This is a genomic window from Bacteroides sp. Phil13 (assembly GCF_001940965.1).
In the GTDB taxonomy this organism is placed as follows: Bacteria; Bacteroidota; Bacteroidia; order Bacteroidales; family Bacteroidaceae; genus Bacteroides; species Bacteroides intestinalis.
In genome coordinates, this window is sequence record NZ_MSHA01000081.1 from 60055 (window position 1) to 81428 (window position 21374).

At 42.8% G+C, this 21374-nt stretch carries 15 protein-coding genes and 1 pseudogene; 6 read left to right on the forward strand and 10 right to left on the reverse strand.

All coding sequences use genetic code 11. The annotated features are described in order from the left end of the window. Window positions 1–229 precede the first annotated feature (229 nt). Window positions 230–925 carry a response regulator transcription factor gene (locus BWI44_RS15010; RefSeq protein WP_195209457.1) on the reverse strand — a complete coding sequence of 232 codons (696 nt, stop codon included), beginning with the start codon at window positions 923–925 and terminating at the stop codon, window positions 230–232. A gap of 55 nt (window positions 926–980) precedes the next feature. Next, window positions 981–2618: a sensor histidine kinase gene (locus BWI44_RS15015; RefSeq protein WP_286814894.1), complete on the reverse strand. Its 1638-nt coding sequence runs from the start codon at window positions 2616–2618 to the stop codon at window positions 981–983. A 377-nt stretch (window positions 2619–2995) separates the two neighbouring features. Between BWI44_RS15015 and BWI44_RS15020 the strand changes: the two genes are divergently transcribed. Further along, window positions 2996–5149 carry an outer membrane beta-barrel family protein gene (locus BWI44_RS15020; protein ID WP_286814971.1) on the forward strand — a complete coding sequence of 718 codons (2154 nt, stop codon included), beginning with the start codon at window positions 2996–2998 and terminating at the stop codon, window positions 5147–5149. 110 nt (window positions 5150–5259) lie between these two features. On the opposite strand, the gene BWI44_RS15025 is transcribed toward BWI44_RS15020, so the two are convergent. Further along, on the reverse strand, window positions 5260–5544 hold the full coding sequence (locus tag BWI44_RS15025; protein WP_286814897.1) for a hypothetical protein: 285 nt from the start codon (window positions 5542–5544) through the stop codon (window positions 5260–5262). Between the two features lie 255 nt (window positions 5545–5799). On the opposite strand from BWI44_RS15025, the gene fucO reads away from it, so the two are divergent. Then, window positions 5800–6954 carry a lactaldehyde reductase gene (gene fucO, locus BWI44_RS15030; RefSeq protein WP_044155199.1) on the forward strand — a complete coding sequence of 385 codons (1155 nt, stop codon included), beginning with the start codon at window positions 5800–5802 and terminating at the stop codon, window positions 6952–6954. A gap of 69 nt (window positions 6955–7023) precedes the next feature. Here the strand turns inward: fucO and BWI44_RS15035 are convergent, their stop codons facing one another. Both BWI44_RS15035 and BWI44_RS15040 read right to left on the reverse strand, forming a co-directional pair. After that, the gene (locus tag BWI44_RS15035; protein WP_044532934.1) at window positions 7024–8343 is read right to left on the reverse strand and encodes a sensor histidine kinase; all 1320 of its coding nucleotides are present in this window, start codon (window positions 8341–8343) and stop codon (window positions 7024–7026) included. Then, window positions 8340–9725, reverse strand: coding sequence for a sigma-54-dependent transcriptional regulator (locus tag BWI44_RS15040; protein WP_195209465.1), 1386 nt, complete (start codon window positions 9723–9725; stop codon window positions 8340–8342). The genes BWI44_RS15035 and BWI44_RS15040 overlap by 4 nt, the downstream gene beginning before the upstream one ends. A gap of 234 nt (window positions 9726–9959) precedes the next feature. On the opposite strand from BWI44_RS15040, the gene BWI44_RS15045 reads away from it, so the two are divergent. The 4 genes and pseudogenes from BWI44_RS15045 to BWI44_RS15060 all read left to right on the forward strand — a co-directional run bounded on the left by BWI44_RS15045 (window position 9960) and on the right by BWI44_RS15060 (window position 16616). Next, a complete protein-coding gene (locus tag BWI44_RS15045; RefSeq protein WP_195209453.1) occupies window positions 9960–12401 on the forward strand; it encodes an FtsX-like permease family protein in 2442 nt (813 codons plus the stop codon). A gap of 81 nt (window positions 12402–12482) precedes the next feature. After that, window positions 12483–13175 (forward strand): ABC transporter ATP-binding protein, encoded by a 693-nt coding sequence (locus tag BWI44_RS15050; RefSeq protein WP_044155197.1) that lies wholly within the window; start codon window positions 12483–12485, stop codon window positions 13173–13175. 111 nt (window positions 13176–13286) lie between these two features. Beyond that, window positions 13287–14845, forward strand: a pseudogene (locus BWI44_RS15055) (redoxin domain-containing protein). A 100-nt stretch (window positions 14846–14945) separates the two neighbouring features. Beyond that, entirely contained in the window at window positions 14946–16616 is a 1671-nt protein-coding gene (locus BWI44_RS15060; RefSeq protein WP_195209452.1) for a formate--tetrahydrofolate ligase, read from the forward strand. 85 nt (window positions 16617–16701) lie between these two features. Here the strand turns inward: BWI44_RS15060 and glyA are convergent, their stop codons facing one another. The 5 genes from glyA to pyrB form a co-directional block, all read right to left on the reverse strand. Beyond that, entirely contained in the window at window positions 16702–17982 is a 1281-nt protein-coding gene (glyA, locus tag BWI44_RS15065; RefSeq protein ID WP_021967617.1) for a serine hydroxymethyltransferase, read from the reverse strand. 104 nt (window positions 17983–18086) lie between these two features. Next, window positions 18087–18839: a porin family protein gene (locus tag BWI44_RS15070; RefSeq protein WP_022391316.1), complete on the reverse strand. Its 753-nt coding sequence runs from the start codon at window positions 18837–18839 to the stop codon at window positions 18087–18089. Window positions 18840–18862: 23 nt separating this feature from the next. Beyond that, a complete protein-coding gene (locus BWI44_RS15075; RefSeq protein ID WP_115503281.1) occupies window positions 18863–19429 on the reverse strand; it encodes a flavin reductase family protein in 567 nt (188 codons plus the stop codon). 20 nt (window positions 19430–19449) lie between these two features. Then, entirely contained in the window at window positions 19450–19911 is a 462-nt protein-coding gene (gene pyrI / locus BWI44_RS15080) for an aspartate carbamoyltransferase regulatory subunit (RefSeq protein WP_007214025.1), read from the reverse strand. A 37-nt stretch (window positions 19912–19948) separates the two neighbouring features. Continuing rightward, window positions 19949–20878: an aspartate carbamoyltransferase gene (gene pyrB / locus BWI44_RS15085; RefSeq protein ID WP_007214026.1), complete on the reverse strand. Its 930-nt coding sequence runs from the start codon at window positions 20876–20878 to the stop codon at window positions 19949–19951. Between the last annotated feature and the right edge of the window lie 496 nt (window positions 20879–21374).

The following is a 21374-nucleotide window of genomic DNA, read 5'->3' on the forward strand; positions in this document are numbered from 1 at the left end:
ATTTAATGGCGAATATATGAAATAAGTATGAATTATGGAAATATATAGCATTTATTAAAATAAAAGTTGTATATTGTATACGGTTGTTTGGAAATAGTTATTATCTTTGAGGTGTAAATAATTGAATTAGTAGATAAGCAATCTATTTTGTTCCTCTCTAACCAGTAAATGAACGGGCTGTATCTCGTGTAGAAATGCAGCCCGTTTTCTTATTTCCGTAACAGAAGTTTCAGTTGATGATAAGTTTGTATCCGATGCCTCGGACATTGACAATGCGGATACGTTCGTCCTTGGAAAGTTTATGCCGTAATTTAGTGATGAACACGTGCAGGCTGCGCGAATTGAAGAAGCTGTCGTCCCCCCAAAGATCGAGCAGGATATTCTGGGTATTCACTACCTGATTACGGTTTTCGCACAGGCGCTTCAGTATTTCGGTCTCGCGGTGGGAGAGTTCCTGCTCTATTCCGGTATGGGACAATATCTGTGTGACAGAGTTGAAATGGTAATCGCCTATCTCGAAACAAGTTTCTTCTTTCTTCGGTTCCTCTTTAAATGTAAATGCTTTGCCTACCAGCGCTTTAATGCGCACGATAAGTTCCTGCATGCCGAAAGGCTTTTTCAGATAGTCGTTGGCTCCGAGTTCAAAGCCTTCCACCACATCGTTGATGGAAGAACGGGCAGTGAGAAAAAGTACCGGAGTTCGTTTGTCGGTTTGGCGGATGTGGCGTACCATTTCAAAACCATCCATACGGGGCATCATAACATCTGCTACCAGTACATCAGGGCGTAAGTCGAAGAACATACGCAGACCTTCCTCGCCATCGGCAGCAGTATGGATGATGAAGTTCTGGCCTTCTAGTGTATCTTTGATAATCATGGCGAGGGTTTGTTCATCCTCAACCAGCAGTACCTTGATTTTGTCCATATCTTGATTCTTTTTTATAACAAGCAATGTAATGCATCATAACAAGCAACGTTATTCAGATTCTTATTGTAAAAGTACTTCCTTTTCCCGCTTCACTTCGTACGGTTACAATTCCACCGTGCTTTTCTACCATTGTCTTTACGTAGAAAAGCCCCAGCCCGTAGCCTTTGGTATTGTGGATATTTCCTGTCGGAACCCGGTAGAATTTATCGAAAATGTGAGGCTGTTTATCCGTAAGGATACCAATACCGTGGTCTGTAACCGAGATTTCCACTTGTTCCGTTTCCTTTTTCCGGCAACAGATCATTATGTCGGCTTTATCCGGAGAGTATTTGATGGCATTATCTATCAGGTTACTCAGAATATTACTGAAGTGTGTACGGTCGGCAATGATTGTCAGGTCTTCCGGTGCAATGTCGAGATTGATTTCTACAGGCTTACCTGCTTTCAGTTTATGCTGTTCGATGAGTGCCGGGAACAGATCGTGCAAACTGAGCGCCTCCGGATGCAGACGGAAGGTTTTACGGCGTTCCATACTCATGGAGAGAATTTGTTCCACCAGTCCGCTTAATCGCTGTAGCTGTTCCTGGCAGATACCCAGATACTTATCCCGTTGTTGCTTGTCTTCTGCCAGATTAAAATTAAGCAAAGCATCGTTGGCGGCATACGCCACGGCAATAGGTGTTTTCAGTTCGTGGGTGATATTGTTGGTAAAGTCGCTCTTCATCTCTTCCAGTGTTTTCTGCCGCAAAATGGTGCGGATAAGAAACCAGAAGGAGAAGCCTAATATAATAAGGATAACGAATGATGTGGTAAGAATACCGCTCATCTGCCGCAATACAAGCTTATAAATAGGTTCTATCGTGAGGCGGTAACTTTGATTGGAGTGAATGTCGAAAGCATAATTATATTGTTTCGCTTTTTCACTGGGTATGTATCCGGGAGTCCCGACAATGGCGATCGTATCAATGTAAACCAGCGTTGAGTCCAGATCCGCACCGGAATGAAGGCGCTCCAGTCGGTAGGGAAGTTTAAGCCCCCGTTCTTGCAGATAGGTATTGAGCAGACTGTCATAAACGGCTATATCAGGTTCTATAAAAATATCCAGTCCCGAGTGCATTCCACGTTGGATGAAAGTGGCAAGTTCCACCATACTGCTTTGGTCACGCAGCATCATGTCTATTCCACCTTCGGCTCTTAAAGAAGCCTGAGGTTCATCCTCATTAATCACTGTATCTTCCAGGACCTCTTTTACTGAATCTCTTTCTGCCCAGACTGAAATATTTGTGCCTTCCTGTTCCCGTGTGAAAAGGATATCTCTTGTCGAGTCATTCGGATAACTTACTAATACACTGTCATACTTCATAGGGATACCTTCTTTTAAAAGTGAACGACTTCCGGCACTGTCTGTTTGGTTAACAGTTGTACTGCTGCGGACAAATGATTTTCCGGAATCGGAATTGTATCCTGCTGAAACCTCTACGGAACCGTGGGCTTTATTTTCTTTTTGCATCTCCTTTACACGCAGCATCATCTCATTATAATCACTCATGCGCATGGCTTCTACGATGCTTTGTTCCAGTTCGTGCTTCATCGTTTTGTATAGCCCTGTGATCCAGTATGCCTGGTAAATAAAGATACCCAGCAGAGAGATTATGACTAATATGGCAATAGGTTTGAATGGCAGTTTCATGTAGCTCTTGTATTTATATGGACAAAGATAGGAAAGATAACCACTACATGTATGAACGGTAAGACTAAATAACACTTCAGATAACACTAGATAAGACTACGTAAGTTCCGGATAACACAAAGTCCGGAAGATTTCACCGTACTTTGCAGTGCAAGAGCTTAAGGGATGATTCGGTTTTGCACAAGGCATCTTTTGCAAAAGATATAGGGATAATCCAGTTCGTTCCCTTGCATAATTGGGTGCTAACCTTGGTCAACAGGTCTGTCAACCTTGGTTAACAGGCTTGTCAACGTTGGTTAATAGGCCTGTCAACCAAGGTTAACATCCAATAATATCTAAGTCTGAACACATTTATGTCGTATCTAAAACAAATGAACATGAGGTCTTATTACTATCTTTCCCTGATGCTATGTGCATTGAGCGCAGGAGTTTCCGCTCAGGAAATAACGAAAAGTATGGATATTGAGAGCGAACGGACGCTCAGCGCAGACAGTATTATAACACAAGACAAGCAGCTGGACAGTCTTTATCAATCTCTTCCCGAAATAATGATTACCGGGCAACGTCCCATCGTGAAAGCGGAGCAAGGTAAACTGGTGTACGATCTTCCGCGCCTTATCGGTAATCTACCCGTAGATAATGCTTATGACGCTGTGAAGGAACTGCCGGGCGTAACCGAGATGAATGGCGGGTTGATGTTGGCAGGGCAGGGGGTAACTGTAATATTGGATGGCAAAGTTACCACCATGAGTACCGAACAGCTTTATTCTTTATTGAAAAGCATCCCGTCCAGTCGCATTGAGAAGGCGGAAGTGATGTACAATGCTCCGGCACGCTATCAGGTGCGGGGTGCACTTATCAATATCACACTGAAACAAAGCGCCGGAGGCCCGTCCTCTTGGCAGGGAGAGCTTTATGGCAAATATAATCAGAAACATTACGAGAGCTTCAACGAACGTGCCAGCCTGATCTATAACGGAAACAAATTCTCAGCAGATTTTCTTTACTCACACAACCACGGACGGGGATATTCTTTAACCGATAAAGAAGCTATGCACTCTCTGGCGGACGGTTCGGTTCATCACATCACAACCGATGAGATGGGCCGGAGCCGTTCACATACCCATAGTTTCCGGGTAGGGGCGGATTACAATATTGCCAAGGATCATCAGCTGAGTTTTGTTTATAATGGAAGTTATTCGACTTACCACAGTCTGATGGATATTTACGGTACGCAGCAGTCCAACACCCGTAGCAGCAGTACTGATTGGCTGCACAACGGGCGTCTGGATTACCGTACACCTTTCGGACTGAAAGTTGGTGCTGAATTGACTTATTACCGTTCTCCATCCGATCAGTTATTGCATAGCAGCATGCAAGGTGAAGAGCTGGCCTTTTATACTGAAGACTGTCAGCGCATCAATCGCTGGAAATTCTTCCTTGCCCAGGAGCATAATCTGGGGCGTGGATGGGGATTGAATTATGGTGCCGTTTATACTACCAGTATCGACCACAGTTATCAATATTATTATGATACGGAGAAGGGTGCGGGAACAAAGGCAGGTGTAAGCACAGGTATTCCCGATAATATGCAATCCCGCCGTCGCGAACAAACTCTGAACTTCTATGCGGGTTTCAATAAAAGTTTTGGTGATAAACTTTCCTTGGATGCTTCGCTTGCCGTGGAGCATTATAAGACACCGGTATGGAATCAATGGGATTGGTATCCTACCATTAACCTAAGTTATATGCCCGCCCCCGGCTATGTTTGGCAATTGGCTTTGAGCAGTGATAAGGATTATCCTGATTATTGGGCGGTACAGGATGCTATTTCTTATCTGGGCGGTGGATATTCTGAAATACATGGGAACCCGTTCCTGAAACCGGCTCAGGAATATCAACTTCAGTTGACACATATTTTGAAGAGTAAATACATCTTCAGTGCATGGTTTAATCATACGAAAGATTACTCAGTCCAGACTCTTTATCAATCCTCCGAACGTCTGGTGGAGATCTATAAGCATTTGAATTTTAATTACCAGCAACAAGCAGGATTACAGGCTTCTATACCATTTGATATAAAGCAATTGTTAAATTCTCGTTTAACTTTGATTGGTGTATGGCATCATGAGAAAGATGAGGATTTCTGGGATATTCCTTTCAACCGGAATATTTGTTATGGTATTGCCGTACTGACAAATACTTTCACTCTTTCTAAGAAGCCTGATCTGAAACTGACACTGACGGGAATGGCTCGTAGTAAAGCGACTCAGGGAATTTATGATTTACCGTCTTCAGGGTATGTAAATGCTGCTTTGCGGTATGGCTTTGCCAAAGGAAAGGCTATTCTGAATCTTTATTGCAATGATATCTTTGAGACGGGACAGATAAAACCACGCATCCGTTTTGGTACGCAGAACGTGACGAATGATTATACTTGTTTCAGGGAAATCGGGGTGTCGTTTACGTATAAATTCGGAGGATACAGGGAGAAGAAGAGGGAGGAAGTGGATAGGTCGAGGTTTAAATAGTGACGAGCTACAAGTAGTTCTGCATTTTCATAAATATTCAGATAGCCTTCAGTTATCAGGATATTAGGAAGTTCCTCTAAAAATCTGAAACAGAAGGGTGTATAAGGATTTTAGTTGCGAGCATACATTTCTTTTAATTTGCGTTTACACTGTATGCGGAAATCCTCAACGGTTAGTCCCTGTTCCCATTCCTGCTCAAATTTATCTTTTTGTGCAATGCGTTCTTTCACAAACTCCAATACAGAATTTAATTCTTCCGGTTCGTCTATACGCATTATACGATTGACCAATTGAATCTTCATCGCATTTATATCTCCGTAGATACCTGACGGTTCGAAAGCGTTCGTTTGTTGCACTGGAATATCAGAATATTTTTTGGTCTCTTTCTTTCCCATATCTATCGTTTTTAATAATCGTTTCAATGATAGTACAAATATAGCATGTTTGCTTTATCTTTCAATGATTTGCTGCCATTTAAATGAAGAACTTATTTTTTTATGATTACTAAAAAGCATTCCGCACACTATAAAAATCAGAATCTTTTGTCCCTTCCTCCTCTATATTTCTTAATTTTGTCGGAACAAAATGAAGTATCAACCTTCCGCACACTCAATCTCAAAATGACACTGCGGAACTTAAATTATCGTATTATGATTAACAGATTCGTCTTGAACGAAGTATCCTACTTCGGACCGGGTGCCCGCGAAGTGCTCCCACAGGAAATTAAACGTCTCGGCTTGAAAAAAGCCTTTGTATCTACCGACAAAGATCTGATTAAATTTGGTGTAGCTGACAAGGTGCTTTCCGTACTGGATAAGGCAGGCATACCCTATGTTGTATTCAGCGATATTAAACCAAATCCTACGGTTAGTAATGTAAATGCAGGTGTGAAAGCGTTTGCAGAATCCGGTGCCGATTTTATTCTGGCTATTGGTGGTGGTTCTTCCATCGATACATCAAAAGCTATCGGCATTATCACTAATAACCCGGAATTCAGTGATGTGGTTTCTCTGGAAGGAGTGGCGCCGACTCAGAAGAAATCCGTGCCTATCATTGCTCTGCCTACTACAGCAGGAACGGCTGCCGAAGTGACTATCAACTACGTGATTACCGACGAAGTGAATGAAAAGAAGATGGTATGTGTAGATCCGAATGATATTCCTGCCATCGCCATTGTAGATGCCGAATTGATGTACACTTTGCCTAAAGGGCTGACCGCTTCTACGGGATTGGATGCATTGACACATGCTATTGAAGGTCTGATTACTAAGGGAGCTTGGGAAATGAGCGATATGTTTGAAATTAAAGCTATCGAAATGATTACCCGTTATTTGGAAACGGCCGTGTTTGAGCCGACAAATGCAGAGGCACGTAATGGTATGGCGGTAGCGCAATATATTGCAGGTATGGCATTCTCTAATGTAGGTTTGGGCGTTGTTCATGGTATGGCACATCCATTGGGTGCTATTTTTGATATACCTCACGGTGTGGCTAATGCGTTGTTGCTGCCTATCATTATGGAATTTAATGCTCCTGCTGCACTTGATAAGTATGTGGAAATTGCTAAGGCGATGAAAGTATATAAAGAAGGTATGAGCCAGGAAGAAGCTGCACGTGCTGCCGTAGATGCGGTGAGAGCGCTGTCAGTAAGAGTAGGTATTCCGCAACACCTTTCTGAATTAGGTATCAAGGAAAGCGATCTCGACAAGCTGGCTACGGCTGCTATTGCCGATGTTTGTACACCGGGTAATCCTCGCGAGGTGACGAAGGAGATTATTCTGGATTTATACAAAAAAGCGTTGTAATAAGTGATTAGGGGTTAGTGATAAGTGATTAGTCTCCTTGCGGCATTATAGCGTAGCACTAATCACTTATTAAACTATCGGGAACAGAAGTGTAAACGTGCTTCCTTCTCCCACTTTTGATTGCACCGTAATGCTTCCATGATGCTGGTGCATGATTTGGCGCGAGATGGTTAACCCGATACCTGAACCGGTCGGTTTTGTGGTGAAAAATGGAATGAAAATACGTTCCTGAACTTCCGGATCGATGCCGGTTCCATTATCAGTAACACGCAGGAAAAGGTGATTTCCTGGAGTGATGCCCGCGGAAAGAGTGATTTGTGTCGCTTCGTTTTCGCGGGCATTCCGTATCAGGTTGATAAGTACCTGTTCTATTTGCTCTTTATCTGCAATCAGGCGCAACGGAACGTTGGGAAGAGAGAGGTGTAGATCATCTGTATCATTTTGCATCAATTGAACGACTCCTTTCAGCAGTTCTCCGGCATTATAAAGTTTTAATAAAGGGTGGGGCAGGTGCGATACTTCCCGGTAGCTATTCATAAAGCGTACTAGACCGTTCCCTCTGCGACCGATGGTTTGCAACATCTGTCTGATTTCCATTTTGGTTTCTTCGTCACCTTCCAGACTGTCGGCGTGCTTGGCAAGAAGTTCTGTAAGCGAAATGATGGGAGTAATGGAATTCATAATTTCATGTGTCAGTACACGGATTAGCTTTTGCCAGGCTTCCGTCTCACGGTTATCCAGGGCAGAATGGATATTCTTCATTCCGGCAATCAAGAGTTTCCTGCCTTGAATGACAAACTCCATACCGGAAAGAGCGAATTGCACAGTCTCTTCTTCCTGTTTGATTTGCCATACGGACAAATCGCCTGCTTTCAGTGTATGCAGCTTGGCCGGGAGATCGGGGTGAAAGTCGACCAGATCATTTATCGTATGCGGGCAATCGATATGTATCAGACGTTTGGCTGCATCATTGACCCATTCCATTTGCCCGTCGGGCGTATAAACAAGAATAGCCATGTCTATATGATTGGCAAGTGCCTGAAAATACTGCAATTTGCTTTCTTTCTTTTGCAGGTTATTCCGGTAATGTTCAAGGGCATCCTGCATTTCGGTCAGCAGTTCTTCGGGAAGAGGCTGGGTGGCATTGAGATTGGAAGTGGGAGAAGAAAGAAATTCAGAGTAGCGCACAGCCCAGATAAACTGGGCCATGGCACGCGCAGAACGTAAGATATACCTATATATGGTATAAGCAACAAACGCCGTGAGGCAGAGTGCCACAAACAGGCTAAAATAAAAGCCGTGTACAGCCAACCAAGCTGAAACGAGGCAACATATCAATAATGCAATTGTGAGCCAAAGAGGCGTTTTTACCCAAGTTTGACTTTTCATAATCCGAACTTTTCAATCCTTCTATAAAGTGAAGTCCTTGTGATTCCCAGCATTTCTGCTGCCAATGTAATGTTACCGCCACACATTCTCATTACCTCATTGATCGCATCCTTTTCCATCCGTTCCAGATTATACTTATCTTTTTCAGATACAGTATTCGAAGATCGGGGGCTGCGTAACATGAAATCATCTGGAGCCAGCATGGTTCCTGTAGAGAGGATGACGGCACGTTCGATGGCATGCTCCAGTTCACGCACATTGCCCGGCCAACGGTAAAGTTGCAGCGTCTTTCGTGCTTCTTTGGAAATTCCCCGAAGCTCTTTCTTATACTTCTTCCGATAGCGTTGGAGAAAGAAATCGGCCAACAGGAACAGGTCGTTTCCCCGTTCCCGCAAAGGCGGAATACGAATTTCAATCGTATTGATGCGGTACAGTAAATCCTGGCGGAATTGTCCGTCGTCGATGGCGCTGTATAAATCCGTATTTGTGGCACAAATCAATCTTACATCTACAGGGTAGGAGGTGGTAGAGCCGAGCCGTGAGCTCTTTCTTTGCTCTATGACCGAAAGTAACTTCGCTTGAAGCGGAAGACTCAGATTGCCGATTTCGTTCAGGAACAACGTTCCGCCTGAAGCTACTTCCACACGTCCCGGCTTATTCTTGCGGGCGTCGGTAAATGCACCTTTTTCATATCCGAACAATTCGCTTTCGAATAACGTATCAGGAATACTTCCTAAATCGATAGGTACGTAGATCTCATTCTTGCGGGGGGACTGTTCGTAAACATAGCGGGCAATCAAGTCTTTACCTGTTCCGTTTTCTCCCAGGAGCAAAAGGTTCGCATCTGTTTCGGAGAACTTTCTTATCGTCTGAAAAATAGCTTGCATGGCGGCAGATTCACCGATGACGCGCGTTGGCTCAAGGGGAAGGGTCAAAGCTTCTGTTTGTTCTTTTAAAGTCTCCTTCTGTTGTTTCAGGGTTTCTACTTCCGTTCGGCTGAAACTGAGTTGCAGTGCGGAGGAGACGGTGGCTATCAGTTTCTCGTTTTGCCAGGGTTTGGGAATGAAATCTGTGGCACCTTGTTTAATGGCTTGAACTGCCTTTTCCGTATCCGCATAGGCGGTAATGAAGATAACAACAGCTTTCTCGTCCAGCTTCAGTATCTCGTTCAACCAGTGGAATCCTTCCTTTCCACTGACGGCATCCCGACGGAAATTCATGTCAAGCAAGATGACGTTGAAGTGGGTACGAGAGATGAGCGGCAGCAATTCACGTGGGTCAGTTGTCATAGTGATACTTTCTACCAAAGGACGCAGTAGCATTTTCAAGGTGAAGAGAATGTCTTCATTATCGTCTACAATGAGTATCTTTCCTCGTTTCATCATACTTAAAGTTAAGTTTAAAATGTGCGGATACAGGGCTCTTTTCCGGACATGTACAAAGATAGGTAAAGTTTTTGAAAAAGAAGTGTACGGAAGCGTGCATTTGGTGTACGATATCGTGCAATTTTGTGAAATGATATTGTGCTTAAGTAAATGAAAAACAATGTATTATTCTTTTGGTATAGTTCTTGCGAAACTTCCGTAGAAGAAAGTCTTATTCTAATAAATGCGATTATGATAAAGCATTATATAAAAGTTGCACTCCGGTTGATCAAGCGGAGCTTCCTATTTTCTACCATCAATATGCTGGGCTTTGTATTTGGCATGACGGCAGCATTTCTCATTTACCTCTGGGTGATAAACGAGCTGACGTATGATAATTGTTTTCCGGATGCAGACCGTATTTCCAGAGTGATAGAAGTGAGCCGGGAGACGAGTGGCGAGGTAAAGGAATCTCCTGAAAGTATACGCTCACTTGTGAAAGTTTTTAAGGAAGATTTTCCACAAGTAGAAGATGCGACAGCTATCAAATATGAAGATAACCTTACACTGGAGACAGATGATGAGAAAAGAATAATTGGTAAATATGTCCATGTGGACAGTACGTTTTTTCATGTCTTTCCCTTCCCTATAATAGAAGGTAACCCCGAACAACTATGGGATAATCTTGATAATGTTGTATTATCCGAGGTTATGGCACGAAAACTATTTGGAAATGCTTCTGCCATAGGAAAAAAAGTGAAAAGAAACTATGTTGGACGGACTGATGTACACACTGTTGTTGCCGTGGTTAAGATACCTGCGAAAAGTCACATACAGTTTGATGTTGCCTTTTCGATAGATGCATACGGTCTCTTCTCCATGGGGTGGAATTGGGATAGCATGCGTCGTGGAATGCATGTTTATGTAAAAATGAAACAGGGTGACGAGGGTAAGTTGTATCGTCAGGAGCAAAGAACAATGAGGCATGCTCTCAAAAAGTTTGGTGAGAAACGAACGCTATTGCGTTTCCAGCCGATAAGAGATATTCATCTACATACAACTTTCTCTGATGAAAACGTTAAGAATCATGGTAGCCTTGCCACTATGTACCTATTTGTGGCGTTAGCCATTCTGGTCATCTTTATGGGTGCATTCAATTTCATGACACTTTCCACAGCTCGGGCGTCACTACGCTATAAAGAAATAGGGGTGCGCAAAGTAACGGGTGCCAAACGGAAAACACTTATTACACAGTTTCTCTCAGAAAGTTTAGTACAATCATTTATTTCTCTGGTACTTGCTTTAGCTCTGACGGAACTTATGCTGCCTCTGTTCAACCAAGCTATGGAAACTGCTATAACATTAAGAATGAATTGGGATATTATTTTCTATATTCTGTTTGGTATTATAGGCATAGGTTGTTTGGCTGGTGCTTATCCAGCATTTTATCTTTCATCAGTCAATCCGTTGCTTGCTTTCAAAGGCGGACGAAAGACCGGCAAGAAAGGAGGGCTTATCAAAGGATTGGTTTGCATCCAGTTTTTCATAGCTATAGTATTGATGTTGATGACTTTCATTGTACTGAAGCAACTTCACTTCATGGAGAATAAGGATTTGGGACTTGACAGAGAGAATATTGTCTCCATCCATACAAGCTTATGGTACGAAGTTGCTGATTTCAAACAAGACTTATTGAGGAATCCCGATATTAAGAGTGTTTCGATGGGTTCGCCTATTGAAAGTTTTGGAGAAGGAAATCTGGAAAAGAAAAACGGACAAGCGGCAATCAGGTGGACAGATATAGATGGAAAGACAGATTCGTTGCAAATGATGGAGATATGGGCGGATGGTGATTTTGTAAAAACTTTCGGATTACAATTATTGAAAGGGGAGTTGATGGATTCTTATTTTGAGAATTACTGGATGCAGAGTGATTCTGATAAGCCTGTTCAGCCAACGATTGTCATCAATGAAACAGCATGGAAAGCGATGAAAGTTGCTGACCCGATAGGTATGGAAGTCTATAAAGAATTTAGTGGATGGGCCGTGAAATCCCGTATTGTTGGTGTGGTGAAAGATTTTAATTTTCAGTCATTGCGTGAGAAAATGAAACCTGCTTATATATACTATAATCCGGAGTGTCTGGGCGATATGTATATTAAGATAGCCCCCGAGCGTAAACAGGAGACTTTGAAATATATTCAGCAGAAATTTGAAGAATGGGCGGTGCGTGATGATATTTTCGTCAAAGAATTCAATTATCAGTTTTTCTCCGATACTCTGAACAAGAATTATGCCAAAGAGCAGCAACAAAGCCGGATGCTGTTATTTTTCACCATCATTGCCATTGTTATTGCTATGATGGGGGTATTCGGGCTGGTTGCTCTTTCTACCGAGCAGCGGACTAAAGAGATAGGTGTCCGCAAAGTGAATGGGGCTCATTCCGACCGCATAGTACGGATGTTCTGTTTGGAATATCTTCGCTGGATAGGCATTGCTTTCGTGATGGCTTGCCCGTTAGGATATTTCTTAATGCATCGTTGGTTGAGTGAATTTGCTTATCAAACGCCCATTAGTTGGTGGCTATTCCTGTTGGCAGGGGCAATGATAGCGGGTATTACTTCATTTACTGTCTTTGGACAGACATGGCGGAAAGCATCACAAAATCCGGTAGAATCATTGAGGTATGAGTAAGATTCATTTCATACATAATGAAAAATAGATTTGGATATAATGATAACGAGATTTGATTATAATGAAAAAAATAAATTGAATATGATAAAGACTATTGGACTCAGTAAGATATTTCGTACGGAAAGCGTGCAGACCACTGCATTGAATGAAGTAAGTTTGGAAATCAATCAGGGAGAGTTTGTTGCCATTATGGGACCTTCCGGTTGTGGTAAGTCTACCTTGCTGAATATGATAGGTTTGCTTGATAGCCCCACTTCCGGTGAACTTTGGTTTCTGGATCAGGAAGTTTCCCACTACTCCGAGAATGACCGTACGGATTTGCGTAACGGAAATCTTGGTTTTGTATTCCAAAGTTTCAATCTGATAGATGAACTTACAGTCTTTGAAAACGTGGAACTTCCTTTGCTCTATGCCGGAGTGTCCACGCGTGAGCGTGTGAAACGTGTCAATGAGGCTTTGGAGCGTATGCAGATAGCTCACCGCACCGAGCATTATCCGCAACAACTTTCCGGTGGACAGCAACAGCGTGTGGCCATAGCGCGTGCCATTGTTACCAATCCACGTATTATCCTCGCTGATGAACCTACGGGAAATCTGGATTCTACGAACGGTAATGAAGTGATGAGCCTCCTGAAAGAACTGAATCGTGATGGGGCCACTGTTGTTATGGTTACCCACTCTGAAGAGAATGCCCGTGAAGCAGAAAGAATCATACGGATGATGGACGGATATATATTGACTGAAAGTAAAAATATTCGGGTAGTAGATGCTTAATATTAAAGTAAACAGGTTATTACGAAATAATCGTAATTTTGTTTGCCGATCTCGGAGAAATCATATAGTTTTGTACGTAGATATATAATTTTATAACTAAACAGCACGTATATGAAGAAAGAGATTGTAACGCTGTTCTTAATGGCAAGCGTTTGGGCAGCACAAGCTCAAGGGACTTTTACAATAGAAGGGCAAGTGAAGAATGTAGAAGACGGAACTTTAGTCACCTTGTTTCGTTTAGATGGAAATGTGGGCAACAGTATCGGCGTTGATACGATTCGTAACGGACATTTTCGTTTTCAGGCAGAAACATTGGGAAATGAAACTGAAATAGTGGACATAATGGGAAGAAGTGACAAGTTTCCTTCTATGAGCTTAAGACTTTGGGTTCGTTCGGGAGATAATATACAGATAAGCGGTGAAAACACACTGATACGGACTTGGGATGTGAAAAGCACTGTTCCGGAACAAGTGGCTAATCAGGCTTTTATAAACGACTCACGCGAATTGTGGAATGAATATCAGCGCAATGCTTTATTGCAGCGTGCATACCGCCGGAAGTATGCAGGAAGTGCGGTGGACGAAGAAAGACAGGCGATACGTGCACAAGCTGATAGTTTACGAAAGCTGGAAGATGAAATTACGATCCGTATTGATGCCAACACTATAAAACGTATGAAGCAGATTCCTGTTGACGATATTTGGCTGGAGCACTTGGAGAAGCTGGCAATGTCAGCAAAGTATACGGAAAATTATCCCTATAAAGAAGAAGTGATTGCTCTCTATGAAGGACTGACCGATGAAAAAAAACAGACCAATTTGGCAATGAATACATATACATATCTCTTTCCTCCCCAAGTAGTGGAAGTGGGTGATGAAATGGCAGATGCTGATTTGTATGATCTGGAAGGGAATGTACACCACTTGGCTGATTTCAAAGGTAAGTATATCATGTTGGATTTCTGGAGTCGTGGTTGCGGTCCGTGTCTTATGGCTCTACCCGAAATGAAGGAAGTGGCTGAGATGTACAAAGATCGCCTGACAATAGTAAGTCTGAGCATCGATACCAAGAAAGGTTGGGAAACTGCCTCTAAAACCCATGAAATGACTTGGCAGAATCTGAATGAATTGAAAGGAAGCAATGGATTATTTGCCAAATATGGAGTACGTGGAATACCCAATTATGTCCTTATTTCACCTGAAGGACGCATCGTAGAAAATGGTTCGGATATAGTGCACACAGCTTGAAACGAAAATTTCGCCGCCTGTTAAATGCAAACGAATATGTGATGAGCTTAGGGGAAGAGAATGGACATAAAGTGGTGAACTTCCCGAAGGTGAAAAAAAGCAATAACGATATTCCTGAAATTCGCCAGGTTATATTAACGGATACTGCCACGATTCTGCGGATTCGTGCCTATTATATACCGAAATACTGGATACAAATAATGAAGAATATCCAGTTAGTAGCGGATAATGGAACAGTGTGTCCTGTTCTTCGTTCGGAGGGTATTCCTTTAGGGGAAAAATTCTACATGCCGGAAAGTGGGGAAGCTGATTATACTCTTTATTTCGCTCCATTGCCGGCCGGAACACGTTCTTTCGATATGATCGAGCCGGAAGGTTCAAACTCGGATCGTATAGAAGGTATCGCTTTGACACTTGAATAAGACAGCAGAGGCTTTCTTATTCTAAAATCTTGCTATCTGCACTCTTTTTCGTACTTTTGTAACTTTCAAAAAGAAAGTTTTATTTAAAGAAGTTCTCTGTATGAAATCAGACATTGAAATAGCCCGCAGCATAGAGCTGAAGAAGATTAAGCAGGTAGCCGAGAATGTAGGTATTCCACGTGAAGAAGTAGAAAACTACGGACGGTATATTGCTAAAATCCCTACACATCTGATTGATGAAGAAAAAGTGAAGAAAAGTAACCTGATTTTGGTAACTGCTATTACCGCTACCAAAGCAGGTATTGGTAAAACTACAGTTTCTATCGGTCTGGCTTTGGGATTGAATAAAATTGGTAAAAAGGCGATTGTTGCTTTGCGTGAGCCTTCATTAGGACCTTGTTTCGGCATGAAGGGGGGGGCAGCAGGTGGCGGTTATGCCCAGGTGCTTCCTATGGAAAAGATAAATCTGCACTTTACAGGAGATTTTCATGCCATCACTTCGGCGCACAATATGATATCCGCATTGCTCGACAATTATCTTTATCAGCATCAGGCGGATGGATTCGGGCTGAAAGAGATTATCTGGCAGCGTGTATTGGATGTGAACGACCGTTCTTTGCGTAGTATTGTCACGGGTTTAGGTCCCAGTACGAACGGTATTACCGAAGAATCCGGCTTCGATATTACCCCTGCATCCGAAATTATGGCTATTCTTTGTTTGGCAAAGGACATAGACGACCTGAAACGACGGATTGAGAATATTATTCTTGGTTTCCGATTTGATGGTTGTCCATTCACAGTGAAGGAGTTAGGTATTGCTGGAGCTATTACTGTATTGTTGAAAGATGCCATTAATCCGAACTTAGTTCAAACTACCGAAGGATCGGCTGCTTTTGTTCATGGAGGTCCATTCGCCAATATTGCACATGGTTGTAACTCTATTCTGGCAACGAAAATGGCCATGACTTTCGGCGACTATGTTGTAACGGAAGCCGGCTTCGGTGCTGACCTCGGTGCGGAGAAATTTTATAATATCAAATGCCGTAAAAGTGGATTGCAACCAAAGTTGACTGTGATTGTTGCCACTGCACAAGGTTTGAAAATGCATGGAGGTGTCAGCCTCGATCGTATTAAAGAGTCCAATATGGAGGGATTGCAGCAAGGGTTCGGTAATCTTGATAAGCATATACGTAATCTGCGTTCGTTCGGTCAGACGGTGGTGGTTGCTTTCAATCGTTTTGCCAGTGATACGGATGAGGAAGTGGAAGCGATCCGTCATCACTGTGAGGAAAAATTAGGCGTTGGTTTTGCTGTCAATAATGCATTTGCAAAAGGTGGAGAAGGAGCCGTGGAACTTGCTAATCTGGTAGTGGATACTATTGAGAAAAAAACTTCCGAACCTTTGAATTTCAGTTATAGTGAGAATGATAGTGTAGAACAAAAGATAGAGAAGATAGCTTGTAATCTATATGGTGCCAGTGTGGTGACTTATAGCATTCATTCACGCAAAATCATTAAACTGATAGAGAAGATGGGCATTGGCCATTATCCAGTTTGTATAGCCAAAACTCAATATTCTTTCTCTGCCGATCCGAAGATATATGGTGCAGTGAATAATTTTGAATTCCACATCAAAGATATTGTAATCAATAACGGTGCGGAAATGATTGTTGCCATTGCAGGAGAAATTTTACGTATGCCGGGACTTCCCAAAGAACCGCAGGCTATGCATATTGATATTGTGGATGGAAATATAGAAGGGTTGAGCTAAATCAGCTATTAGACATAAAAAAGAAATCCGCAGCCTGATGAAGACTGCGGATTTTTTATAACTAAAAGCTTTTATATACGTTTTCTTAGTATGCAAACAGCGGATATTTTTCCATAGTCTTATTCACGCGTGCGCGAACTTCGGTAATAACCGCTTCATTTTCTACATTGGACAGAACCGTTTCAATCATTTCTGCAATTTCCAGCATCAGATCTTCTTTAGCACCACGAGTAGTGATGGCAGGAGTACCCAGACGGATACCGGAAGTTTGGAATGCAGAGCGGCTATCGAACGGAACCATATTCTTGTTTACAGTGATATCGGCAGATACCAATGCTTTTTCAGCAACTTTGCCTGTGAGATCAGGATATTTGCTACGTAGGTCGACCAGCATAGAGTGATTATCCGTACCACCTGAAACGATTGTAAAGCCACGGTCGATTAATGCTTGTGCCAGTACGGCTGCATTTTTCTTCACTTGAGCAGCATATTCTTTGAATTCAGGTTGCAGGATTTCACCGAATGCAACAGCCTTTGCTGCAATAACGTGTTCCAACGGACCACCTTGGATACCCGGGAATACGGCTGAGTCGATCAACTGAGACATCATCTTGATTTCACCTTTCGGTGTTGTTTTTCCCCAAGGATTAGGGAAGTCTTTGCCAATCAAGATGATACCACCGCGAGGACCACGCAAAGTCTTATGGGTAGTAGAAGTAACGATATGAGCATACTTCACAGGGTTATCCAGCAATCCGGCTGCAATCAGTCCGGCAGGGTGAGCCATATCGATCATCAGGATAGCACCTACTTTGTCTGCGATTTCGCGCATACGTTTGTAGTCCCATTCGCGGGAATATGCTGAACCGCCACCGATGATCATTTTAGGTTTTTCGCGCAAAGCAACTTCTTCCATCTGGTCATAGTCTACGCGACCGGTTTCCTTATTCAGATTATATTCACAGGGAGTATAGATAATACCGGAAGTATTTACTAAAGAGCCGTGTGAGAGGTGACCGCCGTGAGCCAGATTCAATCCCATGAATTTGTCACCCGGATTCAATACAGCGAGGAATACAGCTGCATTAGCCTGTGCGCCTGAGTGGGGTTGCACGTTAGCCCATTCTGCACCAAAGATTTCCTTTATGCGGTCGATAGCAATTTGTTCGCTCTGGTCTACTACTTCGCAACCTCCGTAGTAACGTTTGCCAGGATAACCTTCTGCATACTTGTTAGTGAGACAGGAGCCCATTGCCTCCATTACTTGGTCACTTACAAAATTCTCTGATGCAATCAGTTCAATACCTTTGAGCTGACGTTGATGTTCTTTTTCGATGATATCGAAAATTAAATCGTCTCTTTTCATTTTGCTTACTTAGATAAGTTTGATAAATCTGTGTTCTCTTATTAAGCGCACAAATTTACGGTAAAAAAATGAATAAACTGTCAGAAAAGACAGAAATTTACTTTCTAAAAGAATACTCCAAAGGAAAAGCTGAGCACATTGTCTCGTCGGTGGAAACGTATTTCGTCGGCAGGTGGATCACCTTCGACGACACCGTCATCATAAGTCACTTTGCGCGATATATTATGTAATCCTATATCATAACGGAAGTCGAAGAAAATGCGGGAAATGGTGACGGCCACTCCAAGGGTGAAGCTGAGGTTCAATGGCCGCAATCTTTCACTGATTCCCTGCTGGTCAAAATTCTCAAAAGTGACTTCGCTTTTTTTATTCCAGATATAACGGAACTTTGGACCGCCGAATACAGCCAGGCTATAAGGCCCCTCCTTGATAACATTATATCCATAGATCACAGGAATATCTACGCTGTGAATGGATGACGTAATAGATGCCATTTCCAAAGGGGCATCCTCTGCGGCAGGTTTTTCGAAAGTAATGTTGCAACGGTTGATATTGTAGGATATTTCCGGTTGCAGGAAGTGGCGTTCAAAGTTGATACGCATGAAGACAGAACCGAAATAACCTATCTTATAGTTATTCTGCACCTCGTCTATTGTGATACCGTTCAATGTAAGGTTGGATACAAGAAAAAGGGAAGAGGTGAAGCCACCTTTAATACCGAAGTTCACCGGACGGTCATGGTGATGTTTGCTCAGAGGTTCTTCAACCGCCGTGCCAGGCACAAGATGAGATTGCCCCCACATTGTAGCGGGGAAAAACAAAAGGCACAGGATAAATATTTTCAAAACTTTGTTCATCACTTATCACTAACCGTTAATCACTATCTTTTCTTCTCAACAGACCAGCCAAATTTACCGATCTTTTCACCTAATTCATAGTACCCTCCATGTACATAAACTAGTGGATTAGCTTCCGCCAGCTCCAGTTTTCCGGTTTCCGTATTCAGGTTCCGGTCGTCGGCACGTACGTTTACCACATCGGCAATAAACATATCATGCGAGCCGAGTGACATGATTTCCTTTACACGGCATTCTATACACAAGGGGGATTCTTCAATAAGGGGAGCTTTGACCACAGTACTTTTTCCCGGTGTCAGATGCATTTCTTCGAACTTATTGTAGTCTTTCCCGGAACGTACGCCACACCAATCCGTTGCACGCGCCATATCTTTGGTCGTGAGATTAATGACAAACTCCATATTCCGTTTTAGAATTTCGTAGGAGTAACGTTCTGGGCGTACTGAAATATAGCACATGGGCGGGTTCGTACAAATCGTTCCCGTCCATGCAATTGTTACTATGTTGTATTCTTCCGGAGTGCTTCCGCAACTTACCAATACGGCAGGAAGCGGGTAAATCATTGTTCCGGGCTTCCAGTCTTGTTTCATGACTAAAGAGTTACGAGCTTTTATATTATTTCAATTTCGTTCCTGTTTTGTTCTTTCTCGCAATAGTGACATCGGATCACGCAATTTTCCTTATCCACTACATGGAATAACGTCGCCATGGGTTCGTTGTTCGTGATACATTTGGGGTTGGCACACTTTACAATGCCGCGAAGTTCTTCAGGAAGGCTAACTTCACGTTTTTCCACCACTTCATAATCCCGGATAATATTCAGCTTCACATTAGGTGCTACCACGGCGATGCGATTAATTTCATCATCGCAGAAAAATTTATCCGCAATTTTAATAATGCCTTTAGTACCCAGCTTTCCGCTTTTGAGATTAAAGCCAATGGTGATATTGTTGTTCATGTGTTCCAGTCCCAGTAAAGAGACTACAGTGAACAGATTTTCAGAGGGGATATGGTCGATAACGGTACCGTTTTCTAATGCGGCAACCTGCAATTCTTGTTTTTTTTCGCTCATCTTTCAATTTACAATTTAGCAATTTACAAAGTACAATTTAGGCTTTCACCTCATCCAGTGTAATGCCTAATACATCGCAGAGGATAGCCTCACGAGCATACAGACCGTTTTGAGCTTGCTGGAAGTAGTAAGCTTTCGGATTATCGTCTACGTCATAAGCGATTTCATTGACGCGGGGCAGGGGATGCAGAATACATAGATTAGGACGGGTATGTTCCAGCATTTTGTTGCGCAGGATGTAGACGTTCTTCACCCGTTCGTACTCCATGAGGTCAGTGAAGCGTTCACGCTGCACACGAGTCATGTAGAGGATGTCGGCATCTGCTATGGTTTCTTCCGTAAAGTCCGTATGTTCCACGTACTTGATGCCATGATCGCGGCAGTAAATTTTGTATTCTTCGGGCATTCTCAATTCATCAGGAGCTATGAAGTGGAAAGTTGGGTTGAAGTGACGCATTGCCATCAGCAGTGAGTGTACGGTACGGCCATATTTGAGATCACCAACGAGGAAAATATTCAGGTTTTCCAGTGTACCCTGGGTTTTGTAGATGGAGTAGAGGTCGAGCATCGTTTGTGAAGGATGCTGGTTGGCTCCGTCTCCGGCATTGACGATAGGCACTGTGGTTACTTCGCTGGCATAGCGGGCTGCTCCTTCCAGATGATGCCGCATCACGATGATATCGGCGTAGTTGCTCACCATTTTGATGGTATCTTTCAGGGTTTCGCCTTTCGAAGAACTCGTTGCTTTTGGGTCACTAAACCCGATTACGCGGGCTCCTAAGCGGTTGGCTGCTGTTTCAAAACTGAGTCTTGTACGGGTGGACGGCTCGAAAAAGAGGGTTGCAACCACTTTCCCTTCCAGCAGCCTACGGTTGGGACGGGCTTCAAACTGCTTCGCCATTTCGATCATGTAGAGGATTTTTTCCTTGCTATGCTCGGCAATGGTGACTAAACTTCTGTTTTCCATATCGTTCGTTATTTTGTTTCTTTTCGAGAGTTCAAAGGTACGGAAAAGATGCGGAGTACGGAAGAAAGACGGGAGAAAATAATGAAAAAAAATATCTCATGAGACGAAAAAAACAATCCCATGGGATGAAACTGCTCATACGGTGAGATGGATGCCGGAATTTGTTTGGATCATTACCGGCATCAGCAGCAACTTTTCTTTTTCTTTTCTGCTGTTGTTATTATATAAAGAATATATAAGAAAGAAAAATGCACTATTTGTTTTGACTAAAGTATTGAATGATAGTGATTTATTCTTCATTTTTTTTACTTTTTTTCTAAGCGAAAACAGCATGGGAACGGTCGATTTCCAAATGAAAATGCCTCTAAAATGCTCAATTCTCCCCACTTTTTGGTCACCAAAATGCCATATTCTATCCCCTCAAACGCCACACTTTATCATCGGAAATGCCACACTTTGTGCTTGCTGAAGTGTGGCGTTTTACCCGTTAAAATGT